At 38.5% G+C, this 24,442-nt stretch carries 17 protein-coding genes and 1 rRNA gene; 16 read left to right on the forward strand and 2 right to left on the reverse strand.

What is annotated here, in order from left to right; genetic code table 11:
* Window positions 1-147 precede the first annotated feature (147 nt).
* The 13 genes from I6E24_RS08170 to I6E24_RS08230 all read left to right on the forward strand — a co-directional run bounded on the left by I6E24_RS08170 (window position 148) and on the right by I6E24_RS08230 (window position 21,969).
* A complete protein-coding gene (locus I6E24_RS08170; RefSeq protein ID WP_235327746.1) occupies window positions 148-2,328 on the forward strand; it encodes a glycoside hydrolase family 97 protein in 2,181 nt (726 codons plus the stop codon).
* Window positions 2,329-2,514: 186 nt separating this feature from the next.
* A complete protein-coding gene (locus I6E24_RS08175; protein WP_235327749.1) occupies window positions 2,515-5,532 on the forward strand; it encodes a SusC/RagA family TonB-linked outer membrane protein in 3,018 nt (1,005 codons plus the stop codon).
* A gap of 24 nt (window positions 5,533-5,556) precedes the next feature.
* Window positions 5,557-7,110: a RagB/SusD family nutrient uptake outer membrane protein gene (locus I6E24_RS08180; protein ID WP_235327751.1), complete on the forward strand. Its 1,554-nt coding sequence runs from the start codon at window positions 5,557-5,559 to the stop codon at window positions 7,108-7,110.
* Between the two features lie 39 nt (window positions 7,111-7,149).
* Complete coding sequence (locus tag I6E24_RS08185; protein WP_235327753.1) at window positions 7,150-8,256, forward strand: SusF/SusE family outer membrane protein; 1,107 nt, start codon at window positions 7,150-7,152, stop codon at window positions 8,254-8,256.
* 55 nt (window positions 8,257-8,311) lie between these two features.
* Window positions 8,312-9,436 (forward strand): hypothetical protein, encoded by a 1,125-nt coding sequence (locus I6E24_RS08190; protein ID WP_235327755.1) that lies wholly within the window; start codon window positions 8,312-8,314, stop codon window positions 9,434-9,436.
* Window positions 9,437-9,519: 83 nt separating this feature from the next.
* Window positions 9,520-11,892, forward strand: a complete 2,373-nt coding sequence (locus I6E24_RS08195; RefSeq protein WP_235327757.1) for an alpha-amylase family glycosyl hydrolase — start codon at window positions 9,520-9,522, stop codon at window positions 11,890-11,892.
* 17 nt (window positions 11,893-11,909) lie between these two features.
* The gene (pulA, locus tag I6E24_RS08200; protein ID WP_235327779.1) at window positions 11,910-13,904 is read left to right on the forward strand and encodes a type I pullulanase; all 1,995 of its coding nucleotides are present in this window, start codon (window positions 11,910-11,912) and stop codon (window positions 13,902-13,904) included.
* A gap of 14 nt (window positions 13,905-13,918) precedes the next feature.
* Window positions 13,919-16,069 carry an amylo-alpha-1,6-glucosidase gene (locus tag I6E24_RS08205; protein ID WP_235327759.1) on the forward strand — a complete coding sequence of 717 codons (2,151 nt, stop codon included), beginning with the start codon at window positions 13,919-13,921 and terminating at the stop codon, window positions 16,067-16,069.
* 131 nt (window positions 16,070-16,200) lie between these two features.
* Window positions 16,201-17,544, forward strand: coding sequence for a hypothetical protein (locus tag I6E24_RS08210; RefSeq protein ID WP_235327761.1), 1,344 nt, complete (start codon window positions 16,201-16,203; stop codon window positions 17,542-17,544).
* A gap of 292 nt (window positions 17,545-17,836) precedes the next feature.
* Entirely contained in the window at window positions 17,837-18,724 is an 888-nt protein-coding gene (locus tag I6E24_RS08215; protein ID WP_235327763.1) for an electron transfer flavoprotein subunit beta/FixA family protein, read from the forward strand.
* 4 nt (window positions 18,725-18,728) lie between these two features.
* On the forward strand, window positions 18,729-19,748 hold the full coding sequence (locus I6E24_RS08220) for an electron transfer flavoprotein subunit alpha/FixB family protein (RefSeq protein ID WP_235327765.1): 1,020 nt from the start codon (window positions 18,729-18,731) through the stop codon (window positions 19,746-19,748).
* Window positions 19,748-21,454: an acyl-CoA dehydrogenase family protein gene (locus I6E24_RS08225; protein WP_235327767.1), complete on the forward strand. Its 1,707-nt coding sequence runs from the start codon at window positions 19,748-19,750 to the stop codon at window positions 21,452-21,454. Before I6E24_RS08220 ends, I6E24_RS08225 begins: the two co-directional genes overlap by 1 nt.
* Before the next feature lie 113 nt (window positions 21,455-21,567).
* Window positions 21,568-21,969 carry an FKBP-type peptidyl-prolyl cis-trans isomerase gene (locus I6E24_RS08230; protein ID WP_235327769.1) on the forward strand — a complete coding sequence of 134 codons (402 nt, stop codon included), beginning with the start codon at window positions 21,568-21,570 and terminating at the stop codon, window positions 21,967-21,969.
* A gap of 5 nt (window positions 21,970-21,974) precedes the next feature.
* Here the strand turns inward: I6E24_RS08230 and I6E24_RS08235 are convergent, their stop codons facing one another.
* Entirely contained in the window at window positions 21,975-22,370 is a 396-nt protein-coding gene (locus tag I6E24_RS08235; RefSeq protein ID WP_235327771.1) for a hypothetical protein, read from the reverse strand.
* Entirely contained in the window at window positions 22,370-22,921 is a 552-nt protein-coding gene (locus I6E24_RS08240) for an RNA polymerase sigma factor (protein ID WP_235327773.1), read from the reverse strand. Before I6E24_RS08240 ends, I6E24_RS08235 begins: the two co-directional genes overlap by 1 nt.
* Window positions 22,922-23,054: 133 nt before the next feature.
* Between I6E24_RS08240 and I6E24_RS08245 the strand changes: the two genes are divergently transcribed.
* From I6E24_RS08245 to I6E24_RS08255, 3 genes are all read left to right on the forward strand, one after another.
* On the forward strand, window positions 23,055-23,447 hold the full coding sequence (locus I6E24_RS08245; protein ID WP_235327775.1) for a DUF6249 domain-containing protein: 393 nt from the start codon (window positions 23,055-23,057) through the stop codon (window positions 23,445-23,447).
* Between the two features lie 92 nt (window positions 23,448-23,539).
* The gene (locus I6E24_RS08250; RefSeq protein ID WP_235327777.1) at window positions 23,540-23,725 is read left to right on the forward strand and encodes a type II toxin-antitoxin system HicB family antitoxin; all 186 of its coding nucleotides are present in this window, start codon (window positions 23,540-23,542) and stop codon (window positions 23,723-23,725) included.
* A gap of 608 nt (window positions 23,726-24,333) precedes the next feature.
* Window positions 24,334-24,442 (forward strand): 16S ribosomal RNA (locus I6E24_RS08255); the annotation flags it as partial.

A 24,442-nucleotide genomic window follows, 5' to 3' on the forward strand; every position in this document is an offset into this window, starting at 1 on the left:
CATATAATCAGATGTTTATGTGGTATTTTCTTTAATATGACATTTATATTTTATTTCTAAATCAAGAAAAGCGTTACTAAGAACCATACTTTTGCAGCAGAGAGTTTTTCTAACCTGAAATTTTAAAACTTAAATACCTGAAAAGCTATGAACCTTAAAAGTATTTTTTCATTAACATCATGTATTTGTTTCGCTATGGCAGTAAATGCCCAGAAACTTACTTCTCCTGATGGTAATTTTGTTATGAATTTTAGTCTCAGTCCTGAGGGGGCACCAGTTTATGAACTTTCTTATAAAGATAACCCGGTTATTAAGCCAAGTACATTGGGACTTGAACTTAAAAAAGAAGATGCAAACAAGAAGACAACTTTCGAATGGACGGAACGTACAGACAAAGATCAGCTTGACGCTAAAACCAATCTTATGACTGGTTTTAAAATTAAAGATACAAGTACTTCCACTTTTGACGAGACATGGAGTCCTGTTTGGGGAGAAGAAAAAGAAATTCGCAATAACTATAACGAACTGGCTGTTACGCTTGACCAGCCGTCAAACGACCGTTACATAGTAATACGTTTCCGCCTGTTTAACGATGGTTTAGGCTTCCGTTATGAGTTTCCTCAGCAGAAGAATCTTAATTATTTCATTATCAAGGAAGAACATTCCCAGTTTGCAATGGCTGGAGACCATACGGCTTTCTGGATTCCGGGAGATTATGATACTCAGGAATATGATTACACTACATCACGTCTGAGTGAAATTCGTGGAAAAATGAAAGACGCAATCACTCCTAATTCATCTCAGTATGTATTCTCGCCTACAGGAGTTCAGACAGCTCTTATGATGAAAACTGATGATGGTCTGTATATTAATCTTCATGAAGCAGCATTGGTGGATTATTCATGCATGCATCTTAATCTTGATGACAAGAATATGATTTTCGAATCATGGCTTACACCTGATGCCAGAGGTGATAAAGGTCACATGCAGACTCCATGTGTATCTCCTTGGCGTACTGTGATAGCAAGTGACGATGCACGTAATATATTGGCTGCTCGTGTTACATTAAACCTTAATGAACCATGTAAGATAGAAGATACATCATGGATACATCCTGTGAAGTATGTAGGCGTATGGTGGGATATGATTACCGGAAAAGGTTCATGGGCTTATACTGATGAAGTTCCTAGCGTCAAACTTGGAATTACATATTATAAACAGACAAAACCTAACGGAAAACATTCTGCCAATACAGAAAATGTGAAGAAATATATTGACTTTGCAGCTGCACACGGATTTGATGCAGTACTTGTTGAAGGATGGAATGAAGGTTGGGAAGACTGGTTTGGCAAAACAAAAGATTATGTTTTTGATTTCGTAACTCCTTATCCAGACTTTGATGTGAAAGAACTTCACCGTTATGCGGCTGGCAAGGGGGTTAAGATGATGATGCACCATGAAACATCTTCTTCTGTAAGAAATTATGAACGCCATATGGATAAAGCATATCAGTTTATGGTAGATAACGGATATAACTCTGTAAAGAGTGGATATGTGGGCGATATTATTCCTCGTGGAGAACATCATTACGGACAGTGGATGGTTGACCACTATCTTTACGCAGTTAAAAAGGCTGCCGACTATAAAATTATGGTAAATGCTCATGAAGCAGTACGTCCTACAGGTTTGTGCCGTACATATCCTAATTTGATTGGTAATGAGTCAGCTCGTGGAACAGAATATGAATCATTCGGTGGAAGTAACGTAAATCATACCACTATACTTCCTTTCACTCGTCTGATTGGAGGTCCTATGGATTATACTCCAGGTATATTTGAGCTTGATTGCAGTAAGATGAATCCTACAAATACATCTCGCGTACGCAGTACATTGGTACGTCAGTTGGCACTTTATGTCACTATGTATAGTCCTCTCCAGATGGCAGCAGACATTCCTGAAAACTATGAACGCTTTATGGATGCTTTCCAGTTTATTAAGGATGTGGCTATAGACTGGGACGAAAGCCGTTACCTTGAAGCTGAACCGGGTGAATACATCACTATTGCACGTCGTGCCAAAGGTACAGACGACTGGTATGTAGGATGTACAGCCGGATATAACGGACACAAATCCGATCTTAAACTTGATTTCCTGACTCCAGGCAAGAAATATGAGGCTATTATATATGCTGATGCAAAAGGAACATCTTGGGATAATAATCCACAGGCATATACCATCACCAAGAAAAAAGTGACAAGCAAGTCAAAACTTAAACTTACTGCAGGTGTAGGTGGTGGCTATGCTATATCAATTAAAGAAATAAAATAGTCATACAAAATCTGAATAATATATTTTTGAAGGTAAAAACTAGGTTTATACAGTTACTTAAAGGTAGGAACAGCCTATTAGGTATTGTAAAATCAAAATATGAAAGATGTTTTTATTAGGGTAAATCTAAGTTTTCAATAGGTATATTTTATTTAGGCTATTTATTAACACTTAATTAAATAACAAATGAAAAGTAAAATCTTAAATTCTAATGGAAAATTCCTGCTATTATGTTTGGTAGGAATGCTGATGGCTGTACAAGGCTTTGCACAAGCAATAACAGTCAAAGGTGTCGTGAAAGACAAAATTGGAGAACCCGTAATTGGTGCAAATGTTATTGTAAAAGGTACTACAAATGGTACGATCACTGATTTTGACGGTGTTTTCACTCTTCAGGCTAATAAAGAAGATGTTATTGTAATTTCGTTTATAGGCTATCAGCCTCAGGAGCTTCCTGCAGCTGAACAGATGAATGTTATTCTACAGGATGATACTCAATTGTTGGAAGATGTTGTGGTTATCGGTTATGGTACTGCAAAGAAAAATGACCTTACAGGTTCGGTTACTGCAATTAAGCCGGACGAAATGAATAGAGGATTGGTAACAAATGCACAAGACATGATGCAAGGTAAGATTGCAGGTGTTAGTGTAATATCTGATGGTGGTACACCTGGTGGCGGTTCAACAATACGTATTCGTGGTGGATCTTCATTAAATGCTTCTAATAACCCTTTGATAGTTATTGATGGTTTTGCAATGGATGATAAGGGAGTGCAAGGTCTTTCAAACCCACTTTCAATGGTTAATCCAAATGATATTGAAAGCTTTACAGTATTGAAAGATGCTTCTGCAACAGCTATCTACGGTTCTCGTGCTTCTAATGGTGTAATCATTATTACTACAAAGAAAGGTTCTAAATCAGGAAAAGTTAAAGTTTCGTATAACGGAAACGTTTCTTTGAGTAATGTGAAAGAAACTTTGGACGTAATGGATGGTAATGAATATCGTGAATTCATTGCTGGTATTTATGGTAAGGACAGCGAACAGTATGGAAAGTTGGGCTCTGCCAATACAGACTGGCAGGATCAGATCTATCGTGCAGCATGGAGTACTGACCACAATATAACCGCAGCTGGTAATATCAAAGGTGCACCTTTCCGTGTTTCTATTGGTTATACTAATCAAAACGGTATTATCAAGACATCTAATTTTGAACGTTATACAGGTTCTTTTAGTATTGCACCTACATTCTTTGATGATCATCTTAAAATTAATGCCAATCTGAAAGGTATGATTGCAAAGAACAGATATGCAGATGGTGGAGTAGTAGGAGCAGCTGCTACATTTGATCCAACTCAATCTATATATAATAATGATCCTGATTACGTAACTTCTTTTGGTGGATATTTCCAATGGACAGGAAACAATGAGTACAACGACTCATCATGGCCTCTGGCATATAACTCATTGGCACAACAGAATCCGGTAGCTACTTTGGATTTTCAGAATAACCGTGCCACTTCCAAATCATTGATAGGAAATATTGAATTGGATTATAAATTCCATTTTATGCCTGAATTTAATTTCCACGTTAATGCAGGTATGGATTTGTCAACCGGTAAACAGACTAATGATATAGATCCTCGTTCAGCTAGCAATAACTATTATGGAAGACATAGTTTCGATGTAATAGATAAATCTAATATGTTGCTTACATCTTATTTACAATATTCTAAAGAATTGAAGAACCATGACATAAACGTGATGGGAGGTTATGAATGGCAGCATTTCTATAGAGAAGGTACAAGCGATAGTTGGGGATTTTATCAGGCTACAAACAATAATACTGAACTTGCAGGACAAAAGTATGACGTGAAGACTAATGAATGGGCTAACGAAAGTTACCTCGTATCTTTCTTCGGACGTGCCAATTATACTCTTCTAGACAGATATATGCTTACAGCCACAGTACGTGCCGATGGTTCTTCTAAATTTAATAAGAATAACAGATGGGGTACATTCCCTTCATTTGCTTTTGCATGGAGAATTAATGAAGAAGCTTTTGCTAAGAAATATGATTGGATGTCTGATTGGAAGCTCCGTTTAGGATGGGGTATTACTGGTCAACAGGAAGGTATTAGTGAATACAGTTACTTTGTTTCATATGTTGAAAATAAAGAACACGCATATTACCCTATAATCGGTGATGGATCATTGTCAAGACCTAATGCTTATAATACAAATCTTACATGGGAAAAAACTACTACATGGAATGCCGGTATGGATTTTGGAATCTTGAATGGTAGATTTACTTCTTCTATTGATTTCTATAAACGTCAGACGAGAGATTTGCTTCAGACTGTAAACGTAGCTGCTGGTTCTAATTTTAAAAATACAGTTTTGAGCAATGTTGGTACGTTAGAAAATACAGGTATTGAATTTACCATTGGTGGAAAAGTTATTCAGACCAATGATTTCATTTGGGATTTGAGTTATAACTTGACATGGAATAAGAATGAAATTACCGAGCTTACGACAGGTGATCAGGAAGGATACTATATTGCTACTGGAGGTATTTCCGGTGGAACTGGTAATACTGTTCAGGCTCATGCAGTAGGACATCCTGCCAATTCTTTCTATGTATATCAGCAAGTATATGATGAAAAGGGTATGCCTATCGAAAATACATATGTCGATCGTAATGGTGATGGTATAATAAGTGATCAAGACAGATATTTCTATAAGAAACCTGCAGCTGATGTATTGATGGGACTATCATCAAAGATGATATATAAGAATTGGGATTTCAGTTTCACTCTTCGTGCTAGTTTAAATAATTATGTATTTAACAATGTAGAGTCTAATAACTCAAATATAGGTAAGGCTGCTGTTTATGCACAGTCCGGATTCTTTACCAACTATGCAAAACCGCATTTGGAGAAAAATTTCCAAGGTATAGGAAACTATTTTATGTCAGACTATTTTGTTCAGAATGCATCATTCTTGAAGTGTGATAATATAACTTTGGGATATTCTTTCAATAATCTTATTGGTAAGTTGGGAGGTAGAGTTTATGCTACTGTACAGAATGTGTTTACCATTACAAAATATAAAGGACTTGATCCAGAAGTGAGCGGTGGTATTGATAATAACATTTATCCACGTCCTTTGGTTTCAATGATTGGATTAAGCCTTAATTTCTAATAACTTAACTTTAAAAGGAAAATTATGAAATTCTATAGATTAAAACATCTGGTTCCTGCAGTAGCTTTTACATTGGCCATGGGAACTAGTTCATGTATCGGTGACTTGAATGTTGACCCTACAATAGATAAAAGTACTTCTGTTGAATTTAACAGAGATCCTATTTTTGCAAAGATATATGCTAATATGGCATTAACAGGTAATATCGGACCTGCAGGTAATGGTGACATTGACGGTATAGACGAGGGAACATCAGATTTCTTCAGACAATTATGGAATATGAACGAACTGCCTACCGATGAGGCTGTATGTTGTTGGGGAGATGCAGGTGTGCCTGAATATAACTTTGCTCAATGGGATGCTTCACACGGAATGATGACAGCCATGTATTACAGATTATATTTTGGTATAACAATGGCAAACTATTTCCTTGAGAATACCGTAGATGATGCAACTGCAACAGATCTTAGGGCAGAAGCCAGATTCTTAAGAGCATTATATTATTATTATGCAATGGATTTTTATGGTAATATACCTCTTATCGTAAAGGTTTCTACAGAGCAGGCAGAACAGTCTGACAGGAAAACCATATATGAATTCATAGAGAAAGAACTCTTAGAGTGTGTGGATGATATGAAAGAACCTAGAACAAATACATATGGTAGAGCAGATAAGGCTGCTGCATGGTTATTGTTGGCAAGACTTTATCTGAATGCTGAAGTTTATACTGGAACTCCACAATGGGGATTGGCAGTTACTTATGCAGAAAAGGTACTTGAATCCGGATACACTCTTTGTAAACCATATAAAAATCTGTTCATGGGTGATAATAATACCAATGGTGCACAGAATGAAATCATTCTTCCGATACTTCAGGATGGTATAGATACACAAAACTATGGTTGCGGTACGTTCTTGATTGCTGCAACTCATAAAACAGATATGAATAATGCAGGAACAAGTGAAAACTGGGCAGGTAATAGAGCAAGAAAACAGATGATGACTATGTTCTTCCCTAACAATGATGCACCAAATGTTGATGAAAATGAAATGGTGAGACAGGCTAAAGACGACCGTGCTTTGTTCTATGGAAAAGACAGGGAACTTGAAGTTGAAGACATTTCTAATTTTACTCACGGATATTCTTGTGCAAAGTTTACAAATAAATATTCTACAGGTGCAACACCTAAGGATGCTAAGTTTGTAGATATGGATGTTCCTTTCATGAGAGTTGCTGAAGCATATCTGATTCTTGCAGAGGCAAAAACAAGGCTTGAACTACCTAATGAGGCAAAACCTTATATTGATGACCTTAGAGATAGAGCAAATGCTACAAAACAACCTACATATTCATTGAATGATATTTGTGACGAGTGGTGTAGAGAATTTGCTTTCGAAGGACGTCGTCGTATAGATCTTATCAGATTTGGTAAGTTCGGTGGAAATACTGACTATGTTTGGGATTGGAAAGGTGGTACAAAGGAAGGTACAAACTTTGATGCTTACAGAAATCTTTATCCTATACCAACAAAAGAAAGGGTAGCAAATCCTAATCTTGAACAAAACTTCGGATATTAATATTATGTTGTTTTTAATGACATTATAAAGGTATAAATTATGAAAAATAAGATATTTACATTATTACTTGCAGGAATGGCCATTTTCTCTTCTTGCGATAGCGATAGAGACTCCAATCCTGTATATAACCAGCCGGAAACGTTTACTTTAAATAAGCCGGCTTTGTCTGATAATATTTTCGACTTGAACAGTTCTTCACATATTTGGCTGACTTGTTCACAGCCTGATTATGGTTTTACTGCAGCCGTTACATATACTTTGGAAATCTCTTTGACTGATGATTTTGAAAAAGTACAAGTGTTGCCTACACAGTTTACTACTGCTAAAATGGAGGTAAAGACTAATGAGTTGGCAGTTTGTGCTACAAACCTTTTCATAGCAGAAGGTAAGGTTAAAGATGATTTCCCTCTTCAGACTCCTTTATATTTAAGACTAAAAGCTGTTGTAACAGATCTTAAAGAGCCTGTTTATTCAAATTCTATCGAGATAAAAACAGAATTGGAATATACTTTACCGCCAATTGAGATTCCAAAGAAATTGTATATCGGTGGTGACTTCTGTGAATGGAATTGGGATAATACACTTGAGATGGTTCCAGTAAATGGAGTTGAAGGAAAATTCTGGAGATTGATATTTATTCCTGAAAACAGTAGTATCAAGTTAAGTCAAACTTCAACAGAAGAAACTAGTGCCGGATTTGCAGAAACAACAATTAATGATAATTATGAAGCTGTTGTAACAGATAATTCAGGAAAGATTGGATTTACTAAAGGAGGATGGTATCTATTGGTTGTTAAAGCAGCAATAGAAGGAGCTGAACTTAGATATACGATGGATATTAATGAACCTGCAGTATATTTGTTTGGACCTGCAATTGGAGATAAATGGGCTCCGGAAGAAGCTTTGAAATTTACTGTTCCTCAGGTTGCAGACGAATTCTTTGTATCTCCTGCGTTTACAAATGCTGGTGAAGTACGTGCGTGCGTAATAGCTGAAGATAAAGATAATTGGTGGAAGAGTGAATTTATGGTATTCAATAATAAATTGGAATATAGAGGTAATGGTGGTGACCAGGCACGTGTTCAGGGTGCTGTTGGTCAGAAACTATATATCAACTTCACAGCCGGAACTGGTAAAATAGAATAATATAAAAATGTTGTCGGGGATATTTTTCCCCGACAACCTAAATTAAAATGGATTTATGAAAAAGAAATTTTTATATACAGCTATATTTGCTGCAATAATAGGTTTGGCTTCATGTAATGAAGATTTCAATGCAGATGTTGCAGCTCCACAGACTTGGGAACAGGAAGAAATTCTTGCAGCTTCAGGCATGACTATTACGCCGGCAGCTGATATTAATCTAGAAACTGTAACAGAAGATTCTGTGATACTTTTTTCTTATCAAGTAAATAATCAGGTAGAAGGCAGTAAAATTGAAAATCTTACAGCTTATGTATCAAAACAAGATGTTGAGGAATGGCGTAAGATTGAAGTTGATGCGGAAGGTAAAGCTAGCGTAGAGGTACTGCAGAAAACTATAGAAGATTTGTATGGAAAGAAAGATGAAATGCGTACGCTTGCTCTTAAAGCTGAAGCAAGTATGAATATTGATGGAGAAGCTTTGTTTTTAAGTGCTGAAAGAGTTTCTGTAAATATTACACCTAAAAAACCTTTGATAATCCCGGAATATTATATTGTTGGCAATATACAAGGTTGGAATACAGGAACTAAGAGTTGTGCTTTATATCCTGTAAATTTGGAAGAGAGTATCTTTACATATACAACAGATTTTTCGAATAATAATGCTGGAACTCCTAACTTTAAAATATGGGCGGCAGCTGATTTTGGAAATTGGGACAATGCCATTGGTACACAGATTGATGGTGATACAAATCTAGAAGGTAAATTAGTTCAAGGAAATGTTGGTGCAATTCAGACACCTGACAATGGAATATATACATTAACATTAAATCTCATTGAAATGAAATATGAGATGGTTAAAGAAGAGAACCAAAGTGTCGCTGAGTATACATCAATTGGTTTAGTAGGTGGATTTAATGGTTGGAATCAGGTTGATAATGTACAATTGATTAAGGCCGCACCACATAATTGGTATATAAGTAACTTTACAGTAGAAAGTGAAAGTGAACTGAAGTTTAATGCAGATAAAGCATGGACAGTAAGTTGGGGTGCTGGTGTAAACTTAGGTGATACTCCTTTTGGTAAAGCAGATTTAAATGGAGCTAACTTTAAACTTCCAGCAGGTACATACGATGTATTCTTTAATGATATAACAGGCCAATTTGCCTTCTTTGCAAGATAATAACTAATTATAATCCATGAATTGCCATTCGGAGGAATACAAAAGTTCCGATGGGTGGCAATTCTTTTTTTAACCTGACTACCATGAAAAAGACTCTTCAAATAGGTTTCTATATATTAATCTCATTGTTCATATTTACGCAAAGTTCATGCCAGGACAAGACTTTTGATGATGAATCGAATAGCGAAAATTCAGGAAATGATTCAAGTGATGAAGGAGATGACAATGAAGAGACATTAAAGGAAGGACTCACCTGGCTACCTGAAAATCCTGATGCTGACTCTGAACTTACTATTAATTTTAAGGCTCCTGTAAAATCAAAGCTTTACGGCTATACCGGCGATGTTTATATTCACACCGGAGTTATTACTGAGGGTGTATGGGCTTTTGTTCCTGCCGAATGGAACGAGAACATTGCCAAATGTAAAATGACGAAGAAGGATGACAATTGCTGGTCTATCTCTCTTACTCCTTCTATAAGAGAATGGTTTGCTTCGGGTGAGACTGCTATTAATAAACTTGGTATAGTAATACGTAGTTCCGATGGTAGTAAGAAAGGAATAGAGGAAGACTCTTTTATTGAGGTGACCGATAATAAATATACAGCTTTCCAGCCTGCTCCTATAATTGAGCAGACTATGCCGGCAGGGACAGTAGAAGGTATAAACATCTCAGGTGGAAGCAGTGTGACTTTTGCTTTCTATGATAAGGATAAGAATGGAAATTATAAAGATTTTGCATACATATTAGGTGATTTCAATAACTGGACACTTGCCAATGACGGAACTTCACAGATGTATAGAGATAATTCTGCCGGATGCTGGTGGATAACTGTTGAAAACTTGGATCCTGCAAAGGAATATCGTTTCCAATACTATACAGGAACTAAAGATGGCGATGTAATCAGACTGGCCGATGCTTATTCCGAGAAGATTCTTGACCCTGATAATGATAAGTATATCCCTGAATCGACATATCCTTCGTCTGAAATGGTTTATCCGGAGAAAGGTATAGGAATAGTTTCCACATTCAAGATTAATAAGGATGAATATTCATGGCAGAATAATGATTTCAAAATAAAGGACAAAGACAATCTCCTTATATATGAGTTACACCTCAGAGATTTTACTTCAACATCTGATATTAATGGTGCAATGAGCAAGCTCGACTATTTGGTAGGTCTTGGAATAAATGCCATAGAACTGATGCCAGTACAGGAATTCGATGGTAATGACAGCTGGGGATATAACCCATGTTTCTTTTTTGCTATGGATAAGGCGTACGGAACAAAGGATATGTATAAAAGATTCATTGATGAATGTCACTCCAGGGGAATAGCTGTTATCTTCGATGTGGTTTATAATCATGCTACGGGAGCACATCCATTTGCGAAACTTTATTGGGACAGTAAGAATAACAAGACTGCAGCCAACAATCCGTGGTTTAATGTTGACGCACCTCATCCTTATAGTGTATTCCATGATTTCAACCATGAATCAGAGCTTGTAAAGACTTTCGTAAAACGAAACCTCAAATTCTTACTTGATGAATACAAGATAGATGGATTCCGTTTTGACCTTACAAAAGGTTTCACTCAGCGTCAATGTAGTGAAAGTACTGCATCTGATTATGATGATAATCGTATTGCTGTTCTGAAAGAGTATTATGATGCCATCCATGAGGCAAACGAAAATGCGGTTGTCATATTGGAGCATTTCTGTTGCGATGAAGAGGAAAAGGAACTTGCCAACTATGGTCTCAAACTTTGGAGAAATGGCAATTATGCATATTGCCAGTCAGGTATGGGATGGAGTGAAGGCAGTGGTTTTGAGAGTATATATACAGGAACTAATGGCATGAGGTTCGGTGGTTATATAAGTTTTATGGAGAGCCACGACGAGGAACGTACTGCTTTCAAGGCAAAGGAGTACGGTAATGGTGACTTAAAGACAAATCTGGCAAACCGAATGAAAAGTATGGCTGCTAATACGGCTTTCTTCCTTACTGTACCCGGACCGAAGATGATATGGCAGTTTGGTGAAATGGGATACGACGTCTCTATTGAGGAGAATGGTCGTACGGGACGTAAGCCTTTGCATTGGGAGTATCTGAATGATCAGTATAGAAAGAAACTCGCTGATACTTATACTATGATTCTGAAACTTAGAAATGCAGTGCCACAACTTTTCTCTTCTGATGCTACATTCAGATGGGAAGTATCCGAAAGTTATTGGGAAGGATGTCGTAATATTTCAATTGAAAGTATAGACGGAAAGAAACTTTTCATTGTAGGTAATTTTACTACAGAGGAACAGAACTCTTCAGCTAAAGTTCCTATAGGATGGGGAGAATATTATAACTTTATTAGCACAGAACAGTTAAGTGATGTTGCTGGTAAAAATACTAATATAGATCCGCATGACTTCATTATATATTCTAATTTTCTTATGAATTAATTTAAGATAATATCATGATAAAACTAAAACAACTGATGACATTACCACTGATAGTATCTACTATAGGTTGTGGAGAGACTAATAAGTATGAGTCGTATGCGGACTATCCGTCTTTCGCTTCAGATTGGACTGAGATGGCATACACTCCTGAGTCAACAAACTTTATGCTGTGGGCGCCTACTGCAGAGGCTGTAAGAGTCAATATATTTGATGAAGGAATCGGCAGTGAGGCAGTGAATTCCGTGAAAATGAGTCGTGGAGATAACGGGCTGTGGACTGCAGAAGTCGATGAAGATCTTAACGGCAAGTTCTATACATTCAATGTATGTATAGAAGGCAAATGGCTTGACGATACCCCGGGAGTGATGGCCAAGGCCGTAGGTGTGAATGGTAAGCGTGCCGCTATATTGGACTTGAACAGCACTGACCCTGAAGGTTGGGAGAACGACAAACGTCCTGAACTGAAAAGCCTTAATGACATCATTCTGTATGAAATGCATCATCGCGATTTCTCATTGGACAGTTTGTCGGGTATAAATAACAAGGGAAAATTTCTTGCGTTGACTGAAGAAGGAACCAGGAATATTTATGGACAGACTACAGGTATTGACCACTTGAAGGAGCTGGGTATCACTCATGTTCATATTCTTCCGTCATACGATTATGCGTCTGTAGATGAAACTAAGCTTGATACACCTCAGTATAACTGGGGATATGACCCTCAGAACTATAATGTGCCTGATGGCTCTTATTCTACAGATCCGTATAAGCCGGAAGTAAGAATACGTGAGTTCAAGCAGATGGTACAGTCGCTTCATAAGGCAGGTATCAGAGTTATTATGGATGTGGTTTATAATCATACATTCAATACCGATGATAGCAATTTTGAATTGACAGTGCCGGGATATTTCTATCGTCAGAATGAGGATGGAACATTTGCCAATGGCTCAGGCTGTGGAAACGAGACTGCAAGCGACCGTGAAATGGTTCGCAAATACATAGTTGAGTCTGTAAAACATTGGGTAGAGAAATATCATGTCGATGGTTTCCGTTTCGACTTGATGGGAATACACGACATAGAGACTATGAAGGCTATCCGTGCAGAGCTTGACAAGATTGACCCTACAATCTTCATTTATGGTGAAGGATGGGCTGCTGCAGCTCCGAAATATCCTAAAGAAAAGTTGGCTATGAAGGCCAATACATGGCAGATGCCTGGTATTGCTGCGTTCAGCGATGAGTTCCGCGACAGCTTGCGTGGCTCATGGAGTGACGATACTAAAGGAGCTTTTGTCACTGAAGGTAAGGGATATGAATCAGGGGTAATGTTCGGTATTGCTGCTGCACTACCTCATCCGCAGTTGAAAGAAGCTTTGAAGGACTATCCGGCTTCATGGACTGCACAGCCTACCCAAATGATAAGCTATATAAGCTGCCATGATGACCACTGCATAGGCGACCGTCTTCTCATTACAGCTCCAAAGGCTGACACCAAGCAGCGTATGCGTCTTCTGAAACTGGCTGAGACAGCAGTATTTACATCACAGGGTGTTCCTTTCATCTTTACCGGTGATGAACTGATGCGCGACAAGAAGGGAGTTAAGAATTCATATAACAGTCCTGATTCAATCAATGTAATAGACTGGCGTCTGAAAAAGCAGCATAACGATTCATACGAATATATAAAAGGGCTTATCGCTCTTCGTAAGGCTCATCCTGCATTCCGTCTGGGTACAGCCGATAAGGTTTATGAACATCTTGAATTCATAAATCCTGGAACTGAAGGCGTGGTGGCCTTCCGTATAAAAGGGCAGCCTGAAGGTGAGGAGTGGAAGGATATAACAGTGATTCTTAACGCCGGAACTAAAACCGCAAAAGTGGAAGTTCCTGAAGGAACATATCGTTTGGTTTGTTACGATGGAAAGATTTCACCGGAGAAAGGCTTGAAAGATTCCAAGGGTAAGACTCTTGCTGCAGCACCTCAGTCGGCTACTATTGCTTACAGAAAATAAATTTATTTTTTGATATGAATAGATTCTTGAATAGACACATATTTGCAATAACCAGTGCTTCACTGGTTATTGCTGCTTGTACGGAAAATACTGAAATGGTTTCTCCATTGGATTCTTTAGGTGTAGAGGTAACATCATCAGAGAATCGTGAATATTCCTTCACCGACAAGAAATCAGGATTCTGGTACGGCACTACGCATCAGGATTCTGTCTTTTTCTGGTCTGGCTGGAATATCTCGAAAAAACGTATATTTTCAGACTATCAATTATCTGTAGACGGTAAATCTTTGAACAGAAAACAGGCTTCATGTACTGTCTATCCGAATAAGATAGTCCGTGTATGGGACTCGGCTAAGGAAACTTTCTCTCTTGTCGATAATTATCCTGTTCTGTATATAAATCTCAGTGAGGTTAGTGGTGACAGTATCGGCATATCCCTAAATCAGGATTTATTGTCTGAGAGTGAAAGCAATGATAACGGTTTGCTTTTTACTCCTAAGGAGAACGGGGATAGTAGGATATTGTTGTCGCCTGCTGTTGATTGCGGATTTATTTTTACAGACAATGGTATAAAGGCACCCGTATCATCTGAAGGTTTCATAATCACTTACGGCAATGAAGAAGAATGCGAGATGTTGCTCGGTAAGTTCCGTAGTGAGGGAGAGGAGTGGTTGAAGAAACGTGCAGACAGAATGAGTTCGCTTATAACCGAGTATAATCCGATATCTTCCAATATCAAGGAATTGGACAAAGCCATTAATTGGCTTACGCTGACTACCGATGAACTTGTAACCGAACAGCAGGGTATGGGAATTTATGCCGGATTGCCATGGTTCAACGAGTATTGGGGACGCGACATGTTCATTTCAATGCCCGGTACATGTTTGGTGAGCGGTCAGTTTGATGTGGCAAAACAGATATTGCTGGATTTTGCCAAGTTCCAGGATAGGAATCCTGAGTCGCCTACATACGGACGAATCCCTAACCGTGCAAATCCTGATGGTATATTATATAATACGACCGATGGAACACCACGTTTTGTCATACAGGCGTTCGAATTGTTGGAGTATTCAGGTGATACAGCTTTTGTAAGCGAAATATATCCTGCCGTAAAGTTAAGCATTGATGCTTCCTGCCAGAACTTTACTGATGATAAGGGATACCTTACTCATGCCGATGCGGATACATGGATGGACGTAAAACGTAACGGAATTCCAGGATCTCCGCGTGGAAACCGTGCAAACGACATTCAGGCTTTGTGGTATGGACAACTTGAAGCCGGTAGCAGACTTGCCGAACTGGTTGGTGATAAGGAATCAGCAGAGAGATGGCTTCGTATGGCAGATAAAGTAAAGAGTAACTTCGAACATGATTATTGCGATAAGGAAGGCAGTATGGTTATTGATCATCTTAATTCCGACGGAACTCCTGACAAACAGTTCCGATCAAATCAATTGTATTGTTTTGAGATGATTGGTGACGAAGAGTTCAAGAAAAGGGTTACCCGCCGCTGTTGGGAAGAACTGACTTATCCATGGGGAGTGGCTTCGCTGGCGCAGTGGGACACACAATTCCATCCGCAGCACGAAAACTGGCATTACTATCATAAAGATGATGCCTATCACAACGGAACGGTATGGCTCTGGAATAACGGTATAGCCATGCAGCGTATGATAGAATATGGTCAGGTTGAGGCTGCCTGGCAGCTGTTCCAGAATATGAACCGTCAGGCACTTGTGGAAGGAGCTGTTGGAAGTCTTAGCGAGAATGCCGATGCACATCCTCGTGAAGGAAAATCGTGGGTTAACCGCTCTGGTACATTCCTTCAGGCATGGAGTAATGCCGAGCATCTCAGAGTATGGTATCAGTATTTCCTGGGTATACGTCCTGATATGATGAACCGCGTGATAACTATCGAGCCAAATCTTCCAAAGGAAATTATGAGCCTTCAGACAAGTGTAAAGATAGGTAAGGGAACACTTACATATACATATCGTGATGGTAAGTTTGATTTCAGATTTGACGGTGATAATGCAGAGATTCGTTTTGTCGAGCCAAAACAAATTAATGATCCTATATTCGATGGAGTAGAGTTCTGTACTCCTGAGCCTTTACCGCATTATCCATGTTTCGATGTCTATCATGATCCGGCACTGACATATTGATTTGTTGTTAAATCATCCTTTTTTTGCTATATACTGTTTTAAAATAGGCAGTATATAGCATTTTCTTTAAAAAATAAGATATATATTAGGGGAGTAAATTTTTCGATTCAAGATATCTTATGTTTTTTAGAATGAAATTATATCCGTTATTACTATTGTTTGTTACCTTATTTTCTTCATGCAGCAAATACACTTTAAGTGGAGGAGAAAGTTCTTCGGATGAAGAGGAAAAAGTAAATGTCTATTTGAATTTCCGGAAAAATATGAGTGGGGATTTGTTTGATATTGAATATCCTGTCCGTATATTTTGTGTGGATAAAGTTACCTCAGCCCTTACAGAGTTTTATTTCGGAGAAGGTGAAGGAATATTGGCACAGGTTGATAAGGGCGAATATTCTGTTAATGCTTTTATGGGGATTAATAAGGATGATTTCACTCTGATGAACGATATAAACGGTAAACCTATGGTGGCTATGAATGAATCAGGTGTATCAGTTACGCCTGTATTGTCTGCACATTCTACATTAAATATTGAAAAGCAGACAGAAATAAACTTTATACCTGAATATATAGTTTCTTCTACTGAATTTGAATTCAGTAATATTCCTTCTGGGGTTAAGAGTCTGAGTGTTGAGATTTCTCCTGTTTGTTGTGGGTATTATGTTGAAGGAGGTTTTTCTGGCAGAACTCAAACTGCGTTTGTGCAGTGTACTGAAAATAATGGGAAATGGATTTCTGGTCAAAAATATATATTTCCATCTGAAGGAGAGAAGACTACTGTCACCGTTAGTATGGATTATGGAGATGAAACAGTGAAGAAATATCAATACACATTTTCTGAAGGTCTGTCGGTTGGGAAACCATATAAATTTACAGGTGAATATGATGAGAGCTTAAGTATCGATGGAGATTTCCTTATAAGCGGTTGGGAAGATGAAGAGGAAATTATTATGGATTTTGAAGAAGATTTTAGTGATTCAGATAATGACAATGATGAACCGTATGATGATGAAAATGTTGATGAAGATGATATCCTGTATGTAGATGATATTCCATCGTCTAATTCAATATGGGAATCATTTTATGTATGGAAAGTGGAAGAGACAGGAGCAGGTGAAGCGCAGGCAACAATTATTTCTCCCGACCAATGGTTTCAGATTTATGCAGAAGGAGAGGCAATGGAAATTCTTGATGGTTATGAGATTGATGGTATCTCTGGATGGAGAACTTTCACCAGAGAAGAAGCCGAAGAGTTTTATAAAGAGTTTTCTGCCGAACTTGCCGGACTTAATACATTATTGGAGAGGAATGGTCAAAATATTTTTTATACAGATGATTCCCGTAGGTATTTGTGCGAAGATGGGGAGTATACATTTGGACTTTATGGAAAACTTAACTTCTATAAGGCTGGAAAAACTGTAAAATATTACCTTAGACCAGTCAAGAAAGTGTTTTTTCAAACTTATACACATTGAATCTTGAATGTGGGCAAATTCAATCTCAAACGTGGGCAAGTTTTATATGAAATTTGCCCACGTTTTTTTCGAGGAAAGAGAAAGGATAAAAAAGTATAACAGCGGTCAAGATGTCAACATTTATTAAAACGATGTTTAGATGGAATACAGACATGTTTTTACGTATGTCATCCTATTCTCTTTGCTCATATTGTCCAGTTTTGTGCATATTTTGTTGCATTTCGTTTTGTAGTATAAATGCTTTCATTAAATTTGCCGTCAGAAAATTACTAATACCAAAATATTTTATCTAATGAGTTTAAAAATTGTAGTATTGGCAAAACAAGTTCCTGATACTCGGTGTGTTGGGAAAGATGCCATGAATGCAGACGGTACAATTAACCGCTCTGCTCTTCCGGCAATTTTCAATCCGGAAGACTTGAATGCCTTGGAACAGGCTCTCAGATTGAAAGATGCTCATCCGGGTTCTACTGTGACTATGTTGACTATGGGTCCTGGACGTGCTGCCGAAATCATCCGTGAAGGTTTATATAGAGGTGCTGACAACGGATATCTGCTTACTGACCGCGCATTTGCAGGTGCTGATACACTGGCTACTTCTTATGCTCTTGCAACTGCTATCCGTAAGATTGGCGAGTATGATATCATAGTTGGTGGTCGTCAGGCTATCGATGGTGATACTGCTCAGGTTGGTCCTCAGGTTGCTGAAAAACTTGGATTGCCTCAGATTACTTACGTAGAGGAAATTCAGGAAGTTAAAGACGGACGTATCCGCGTGAAACGTCATATCGACGGTGGTGTGGAAACAGTTGAAGGTCCGTTGCCTATAGTGCTTACAGTAAACGGTAGTGCAGCTCCTTGCCGTCCACGCAATGCTAAACTGGTTCAGAAATATAAACGTGCTCTTGGCGCACAGGAGAAGGCTGCCATTACAAAAGAAGGTGCTGAACTTCCATACGCTTCGCTTTACGAAAGCCGTCCATATCTGAATATCACTGAATGGAGTGTGGCTGACGTTGATGGTGATACCAAGCAGTGCGGTCTATCAGGCTCTCCTACAAAGGTGAAGAAGATTGAAAACATTATCTTCCAAGCTAAGGAAAGCAAGACTATCACAGGAAGTGATGCTGATGTAGAAAACCTTATTGTTGAACTTTTGGCTAACCACACTATAGGATAAGACTATGAATAATGTATTTGTATATTGTGAGATGGAAGGCAGCCATGTTGCCGATGTAAGTCTCGAACTTTTGACTAAAGGTCGTAAGTTAGCCAATGAGTTGGGATGCCAGCTTGAAGCTATTTGTGCCGGAAGCGACCTTACTGATGTAGAAAAACAAGTTTTGCCGTATGGAGTTGACCGTGTTCACGTGTTTGATGCTCCGGGGCTGTTCCCTTATACTTCTCTTCCTCATTCATCTATTCTTGTAAATCTTTTCAAGCAGGAAAAGCCACAGATCTGCCTTATGGGTGCTACCGTTATCGGTCGTGACCTCGGTCCTCGTGTCTCTTCTGCATTGACAAGCGGTCTGACTGCCGACTGTACTCAGCTTGAAATTGGTAGTCATGAGGATAAGAAGGCAGGTATTACATACGAAAATCTGCTTTATCAGATTCGTCCTGCTTTCGGTGGTAACATCGTTGCTACTATCATCAATCCTGAACATCGTCCTCAGATGGCTACAGTGCGTGAGGGTGTGATGAAGAAAGAAATCCTTGATGAAAACTATCAGGGTGAAGTGATTCGTCATGATGTGGCTAAGTTTGTTCCTGAAACAGACTATGTTGTTAAGGTTATTGACCGCCACGTAGAAAAAGCCAAACATAATCTGAAAGCTGCTCCTATCGTCATCGCAGGTGGTTACGGTATGGGTTCTAAGGAGGGTTTCGACATGTTGTTCGAACTTGCAAAAGAACTTCATGCCGAGGTAGGTGCAAGCCGTGCTGCTGTCGATGCCGGTTTCTGCGACCATGACCGTCAGATCGGACAGACAGGTGTGACTGTACATCCTAAATTGTATATCGCATGTGGTATCTCTGGTCAGATTCAGCACATTGCAGGTATGCAGGATGCAGGTATCATCATCTCTGTAAACAATGATGAGAATGCTCCTATCAATGCGATAGCCGACTATGTGATTAACGGAACAGTGGAAGAAGTGATTCCGAAAATGATTAAGTATTATAAGAAAAACAGTAAATAATGGCAAACTTTTATACAGAACATCCGGAACTCAAGTTTCACTTGAACAATCCGTTGATGGAGCGTATCTGTCAGTTGAAAGAACGCGATTATAGAGATAAAGAAGAATTCGATTATGCACCACAGGACTATGCTGATGCTATCGATTCATATGATAAAGTGCTTGAAATAACAGGCGAAATAACAGGCGAGGTGATTGCTGCCAATGCTGAAGGCGTAGACGAAGAAGGTCCTCACTGTGCAAACGGACGTGTGGAATATGCATCTGGTACAAAAGCAAATCTTGATGCTATGGTTAAGGCAGGACTTAACGGTATGACTATGCCTCGCCGTTACGGTGGTCTTAATTTCCCTATCACTCCATATACTATGTGTGCGGAAATCGTGGCACAGGCTGATGCCGGTTTCGGTAATATCTGGTCTCTTCAGGACTGTATCGAGACTCTTTATGAGTTCGGTAATGAAGACCAGCACAGCCGCTTCATTCCTCGTATCTGTGCAGGAGAAACAATGTCTATGGACTTGACTGAGCCGGATGCTGGTTCCGACCTTCAGAGCGTTATGCTTAAGGCTACATATGATGAAGCTAACAACTGCTGGCGTCTGAACGGTGTGAAGCGTTTCATCACTAATGGTGATGCTCACTTGCACCTTGTGCTTGCACGTTCGGAAGAAGGAACTCACGACGGTCGTGGCCTTTCTATGTTTATCTACGACAAGAACGACGGTGGTGTAGATGTACGCCGTATTGAAAATAAACTTGGTATCCACGGTTCTCCTACATGTGAGCTTGTTTACAAGAATGCAAAGGCAGAACTTTGCGGTGAACGCAAGTTGGGACTTATCAAGTATGTTATGGCGCTTATGAACGGTGCCCGTCTGGGTATTGCCGCTCAGTCAGTAGGTTTGAGCCAGGCTGCATATGATGAGGCTTTGGCATACGCTAAAGACCGTAAGCAGTTCGGTAAGGCTATCATTGAATTCCCGGCTGTATATGATATGCTTGCTACTATCAAGGCTAAACTTGATGCAGGTCGTGCCCTTTTGTATCAGACTGCACGCTATGTAGATATCTACAAGGCTCTTGATGATATCGCACGCGAACGCAAACTTACTCCTGAAGAACGCCAGGAACAGAAGAAATATGCTAAATTGGCCGACAGCTTCACTCCTCTTGCCAAGGGTATGAACTCTGAATATGCCAACCAGAATGCATACGACTGTATTCAGGTACACGGAGGTTCAGGTTTCATGATGGAATATGCTTGTCAGCGTATTTATCGTGATGCCCGTATCACAAGTATCTACGAAGGAACTACTCAGTTGCAGACAGTTGCAGCTATCCGTTATGTAACTAACGGTGCATACGCTGCTACTCTTCATGAGTATGAACTGATTCCTTGCGCTCCTGAATTCGAAGGCTATATGAACAGAATTAAGGACATGACTCGCAAGCTAGAGGCTTGTACTAACGCTGTAAAGGAAGCTCAGAACCAGGAACTGCTTGATTTCGTTGCACGTCGTCTGTACGAAATGTCTGCTGTGTGCGTAATGAGTCATCTGTTGCTCCAGGATGCTACTAAGGCTCCTGAACTGTTCGCTCAGTCACTTAACGTATATGTTAACTATGCCGAGTCTGAAGTTGAAAAGCATTTCAACTTTATCCGTAAGTTCAGTGCTGAAGAGCTTCTGAATTACAGAAAATAATATCTGAATAATAAATAATGTTCGGAGGATGGGATATTAATGTATCTTGTCCTCCGATTTTTTTTGTTTTTTCTTTCCTGTGTATATCTTTGCGCAGAACAAAAAACATATTTATGGCAAAAAAAGAAGAGTATAAGATAAAGAATCAGGAATTTCTGAAGGAAATATCTGCGGAAGAAGGTGTAGTAACTCATCCTTCCGGCATTCTTTATAAAGTTATCAACAGTGGTGATGGTAAGGTTTCGCCTGTTGATAGAAGTATAGTTACCGTACATTATCGAGGAACGCTTATAAACGGCAGGGAGTTTGACAATTCATGGAAGCGCAGTTGCCCTGAGGCCCTGAGGCTTACGGACGTGATAGACGGTTGGCGCATAGCCTTGAAGCAGATGCATGTGGGCGACAGATGGATGGTGTATATCCCATATGAACTTGGATATGGAACACGTACGTCCGGGCCTATACCTGGGTTTTCAACTTTAGTTTTCGAGATAGAACTTTTGGGTATTGCCTGAAAAAACTATCTCTTTAGTAGATACCCGAACCTTTTGCGGAGCCAGTAATTAAACCAGAATAATAATGGTAAAGTAATTAACATTGGCAGGTAGAACAAGACTTCAGATGGAGTAGAAATATTTGATAATCTGTTTGTTATGTCTGCCAATTTTATGTTTGTATAGTTGAGAATGATTACTATGCATGTTGCAACCATCAATAGTGATGTTATGATGATAGCAATTAATGTTCGTTTTTCGCGTCGTTTTTCCTGAAGTATGACTTTCTCGTTTATTTTTTCCATCATTTTATAACTGAAGTTGCTCGGCAGACGGAATTGTGGCTGCATACTGATGGCTTTTCTGATGCATCTGTCTGTATTTTCGGCCTTGAGATTATCTGTATTTATAACTTTTCCCATTATAGTTCCTCCTCTTTCTTCATTAGAATATACAGTTTTTTTCTTATTCTGTGTAGTTTTACTTTTATAGAACTCTCTTTGGCATTCAGTATTTGCCCGATTTCCTGAATCGTTTTCTCCTGTTCGTAGAATAATGTAATCAAGCCTCTTTCGTCAGGTGGAAGCATAGAAAGTGTTTTCTGTAGTCTTTTGATGTTTTCTTCCGATTCGTCGTTCATTGTATCGTCAATTTCCGTATCGGATATTGTGTTCCATATATTTTCATCGTATACGTTTACTTCGGTTTCTTTTTTCCTGGTAAATGATATGGCTGTATTGTAGGCTATCCTGTAAAGCCATGTAGAGAAACTGCTTTTGGCATTGAAAGATGAGAGACTCTCAAAACATTTCATGAATGTGTCTTGTGTCAGTTCCTCGGCGTCATACTCACATCGAACTATACGGACAATAAGATTGAAAACTTGCTGCCCGTATGTGTCAAGAAAATATGCAAAATCATCTGTCTTTCCTGACAATATTCTTTTTATGATATCTTGCTCGTCATTTTTCATTTGTCTATTTAGACGCAAGAACTACTGTTAGGTTACATCTGATATAATTTTTTATTTTTTAGTGTAACCTTTTTGCCTATCTGTCGTCTAACATAGCAAAGGAACAAATTTTCAATATTAAAATATCGTATTTATGGAAGAATTAATGATTGTGGCTAATGTGGCCATTGTCTTCGGGACAATTTACAAGTTATTCGAACTTTTTGTAGGAAGAAAAGAACGACAGATGTTGATAGACAAACTTTCTGAAAATTCTCTGACAGAGGGAAAGTTTAAGGGACTTAATATGTCATCTTCATATTCTGCACTTCGTTTCGGATGTCTGTTGCTTGGTTTAGGGCTTGGTATCTTGATTGGATATATCATCATATGTAATTCCTTGCCTGAGTATTGGATTGATGAAGCGAATAGACAAGTTAGAGAAACTGCTTCAATTATATACGGTGCCAGTACTTTGTTTGGTGGTGGATTAGGTATGATTGTAGCTTTCTTGGTAGAGGTGTTTCATAGTAAAGATAGAAAGTGATAATTTAAATTAATATCATCGTAACATCCTGTTATTCTGTTTGTAATACGGCATAATTAATTTTGCACTGTCTTAAAAAAGGAGGACTGAATATGAATGAAGTTAATTATGTAATAGAAAGTTTGCCTAATGGTGAGTTTTATGCTTACTTGCTTGATTACAGTCAATGCTGTGCGTATGGTGAGACTGAAAATGAAGCAATAGAAAATCTTCAGGAAATATCACATGACTTTTTTAATGAAATAAGTTCTGTGTTTTCAATTGAAGATATGGCTTAATTAAATGAATATAAGTATTTAAATTAATAAAAACACTCTCTTTCTTTCCTGAGGTCGTGTCTGTGTGATACAGGTATGGCCTTGTTTTATATATATTAATGTGTATGTATTTTCTAAGGTGTAATTTTTATTTCATTGATTAACAGTAAGTTATGTTTTTCGGCATAATTTTTTTGAAAAAAAATTGTGCAAATTATTGCAGGAAAGAAAAAAGTGCGTACCTTTGCATCCGCTTTCGAGAGGGAAGGCAGTTAAGTTGAAATGTTGAGAAGGTGGTAGAGCTGTTGTAAGGTTCTTGAGTATCTTACCTTGTTAGTATACAAGGGAGCGAGAAATGTTCCTTCGGTTTTTATTCTCGAAATTTTTTCGAAAAAATATTCGAAAAAATTTGGTGGTTAAAAATAAATCGCTTACCTTGCAAACGCTTTCGCTTTCAAAACGAAAGAAAGTTCTTTGAAAGATTTTAAATAAACAAACAGAATGTAGTACAAGCGTCACATTATATATATGGTGTGATGAAAAAAGAATAAACCGTCAATTATATAATAAAGATACGGTATCCTGAACAGAGACAAGAACGCATCCTTAATGGATGTATAAGATATTTTACAATGAAGAGTTTGATCCTGGCTCAGGATGAACGCTAGCTACAGGCTTAACACATGCAAGTCGAGGGGCAGCGGGATTGAAGCTTGCTTCAATTGCCGGCGACCGGCG

This window comes from Bacteroides caecigallinarum (genome assembly GCF_021530995.1).
In the GTDB taxonomy this organism is placed as follows: Bacteria; Bacteroidota; Bacteroidia; order Bacteroidales; family Bacteroidaceae; genus Phocaeicola; species Phocaeicola faecigallinarum.

What these genes read in the sequence shown, in the direction of transcription:
- I6E24_RS08170 (WP_235327746.1), top strand. Translation starts at nt 148, where the DNA reads ATGAACCTTAAAAGTATTTTTTCATTAACATCATGTATTTGTTTCGCT.
- I6E24_RS08175 (WP_235327749.1), top strand. Translation starts at nt 2,515, where the DNA reads ATGAAAAGTAAAATCTTAAATTCTAATGGAAAATTCCTGCTATTATGT.
- I6E24_RS08180 (WP_235327751.1), top strand. Translation starts at nt 5,557, where the DNA reads ATGAAATTCTATAGATTAAAACATCTGGTTCCTGCAGTAGCTTTTACA.
- I6E24_RS08185 (WP_235327753.1), top strand. Translation starts at nt 7,150, where the DNA reads ATGAAAAATAAGATATTTACATTATTACTTGCAGGAATGGCCATTTTC.
- I6E24_RS08190 (WP_235327755.1), top strand. Translation starts at nt 8,312, where the DNA reads ATGAAAAAGAAATTTTTATATACAGCTATATTTGCTGCAATAATAGGT.
- I6E24_RS08195 (WP_235327757.1), top strand. Translation starts at nt 9,520, where the DNA reads ATGAAAAAGACTCTTCAAATAGGTTTCTATATATTAATCTCATTGTTC.
- I6E24_RS08205 (WP_235327759.1), top strand. Translation starts at nt 13,919, where the DNA reads ATGAATAGATTCTTGAATAGACACATATTTGCAATAACCAGTGCTTCA.
- I6E24_RS08210 (WP_235327761.1), top strand. Translation starts at nt 16,201, where the DNA reads ATGAAATTATATCCGTTATTACTATTGTTTGTTACCTTATTTTCTTCA.
- I6E24_RS08215 (WP_235327763.1), top strand. Translation starts at nt 17,837, where the DNA reads ATGAGTTTAAAAATTGTAGTATTGGCAAAACAAGTTCCTGATACTCGG.
- I6E24_RS08220 (WP_235327765.1), top strand. Translation starts at nt 18,729, where the DNA reads ATGAATAATGTATTTGTATATTGTGAGATGGAAGGCAGCCATGTTGCC.
- I6E24_RS08225 (WP_235327767.1), top strand. Translation starts at nt 19,748, where the DNA reads ATGGCAAACTTTTATACAGAACATCCGGAACTCAAGTTTCACTTGAAC.
- I6E24_RS08230 (WP_235327769.1), top strand. Translation starts at nt 21,568, where the DNA reads ATGGCAAAAAAAGAAGAGTATAAGATAAAGAATCAGGAATTTCTGAAG.
- I6E24_RS08235 (WP_235327771.1), bottom strand. Translation starts at nt 22,370, where the DNA reads ATGGGAAAAGTTATAAATACAGATAATCTCAAGGCCGAAAATACAGAC.
- I6E24_RS08240 (WP_235327773.1), bottom strand. Translation starts at nt 22,921, where the DNA reads ATGAAAAATGACGAGCAAGATATCATAAAAAGAATATTGTCAGGAAAG.
- I6E24_RS08245 (WP_235327775.1), top strand. Translation starts at nt 23,055, where the DNA reads ATGGAAGAATTAATGATTGTGGCTAATGTGGCCATTGTCTTCGGGACA.
- I6E24_RS08250 (WP_235327777.1), top strand. Translation starts at nt 23,540, where the DNA reads ATGAATGAAGTTAATTATGTAATAGAAAGTTTGCCTAATGGTGAGTTT.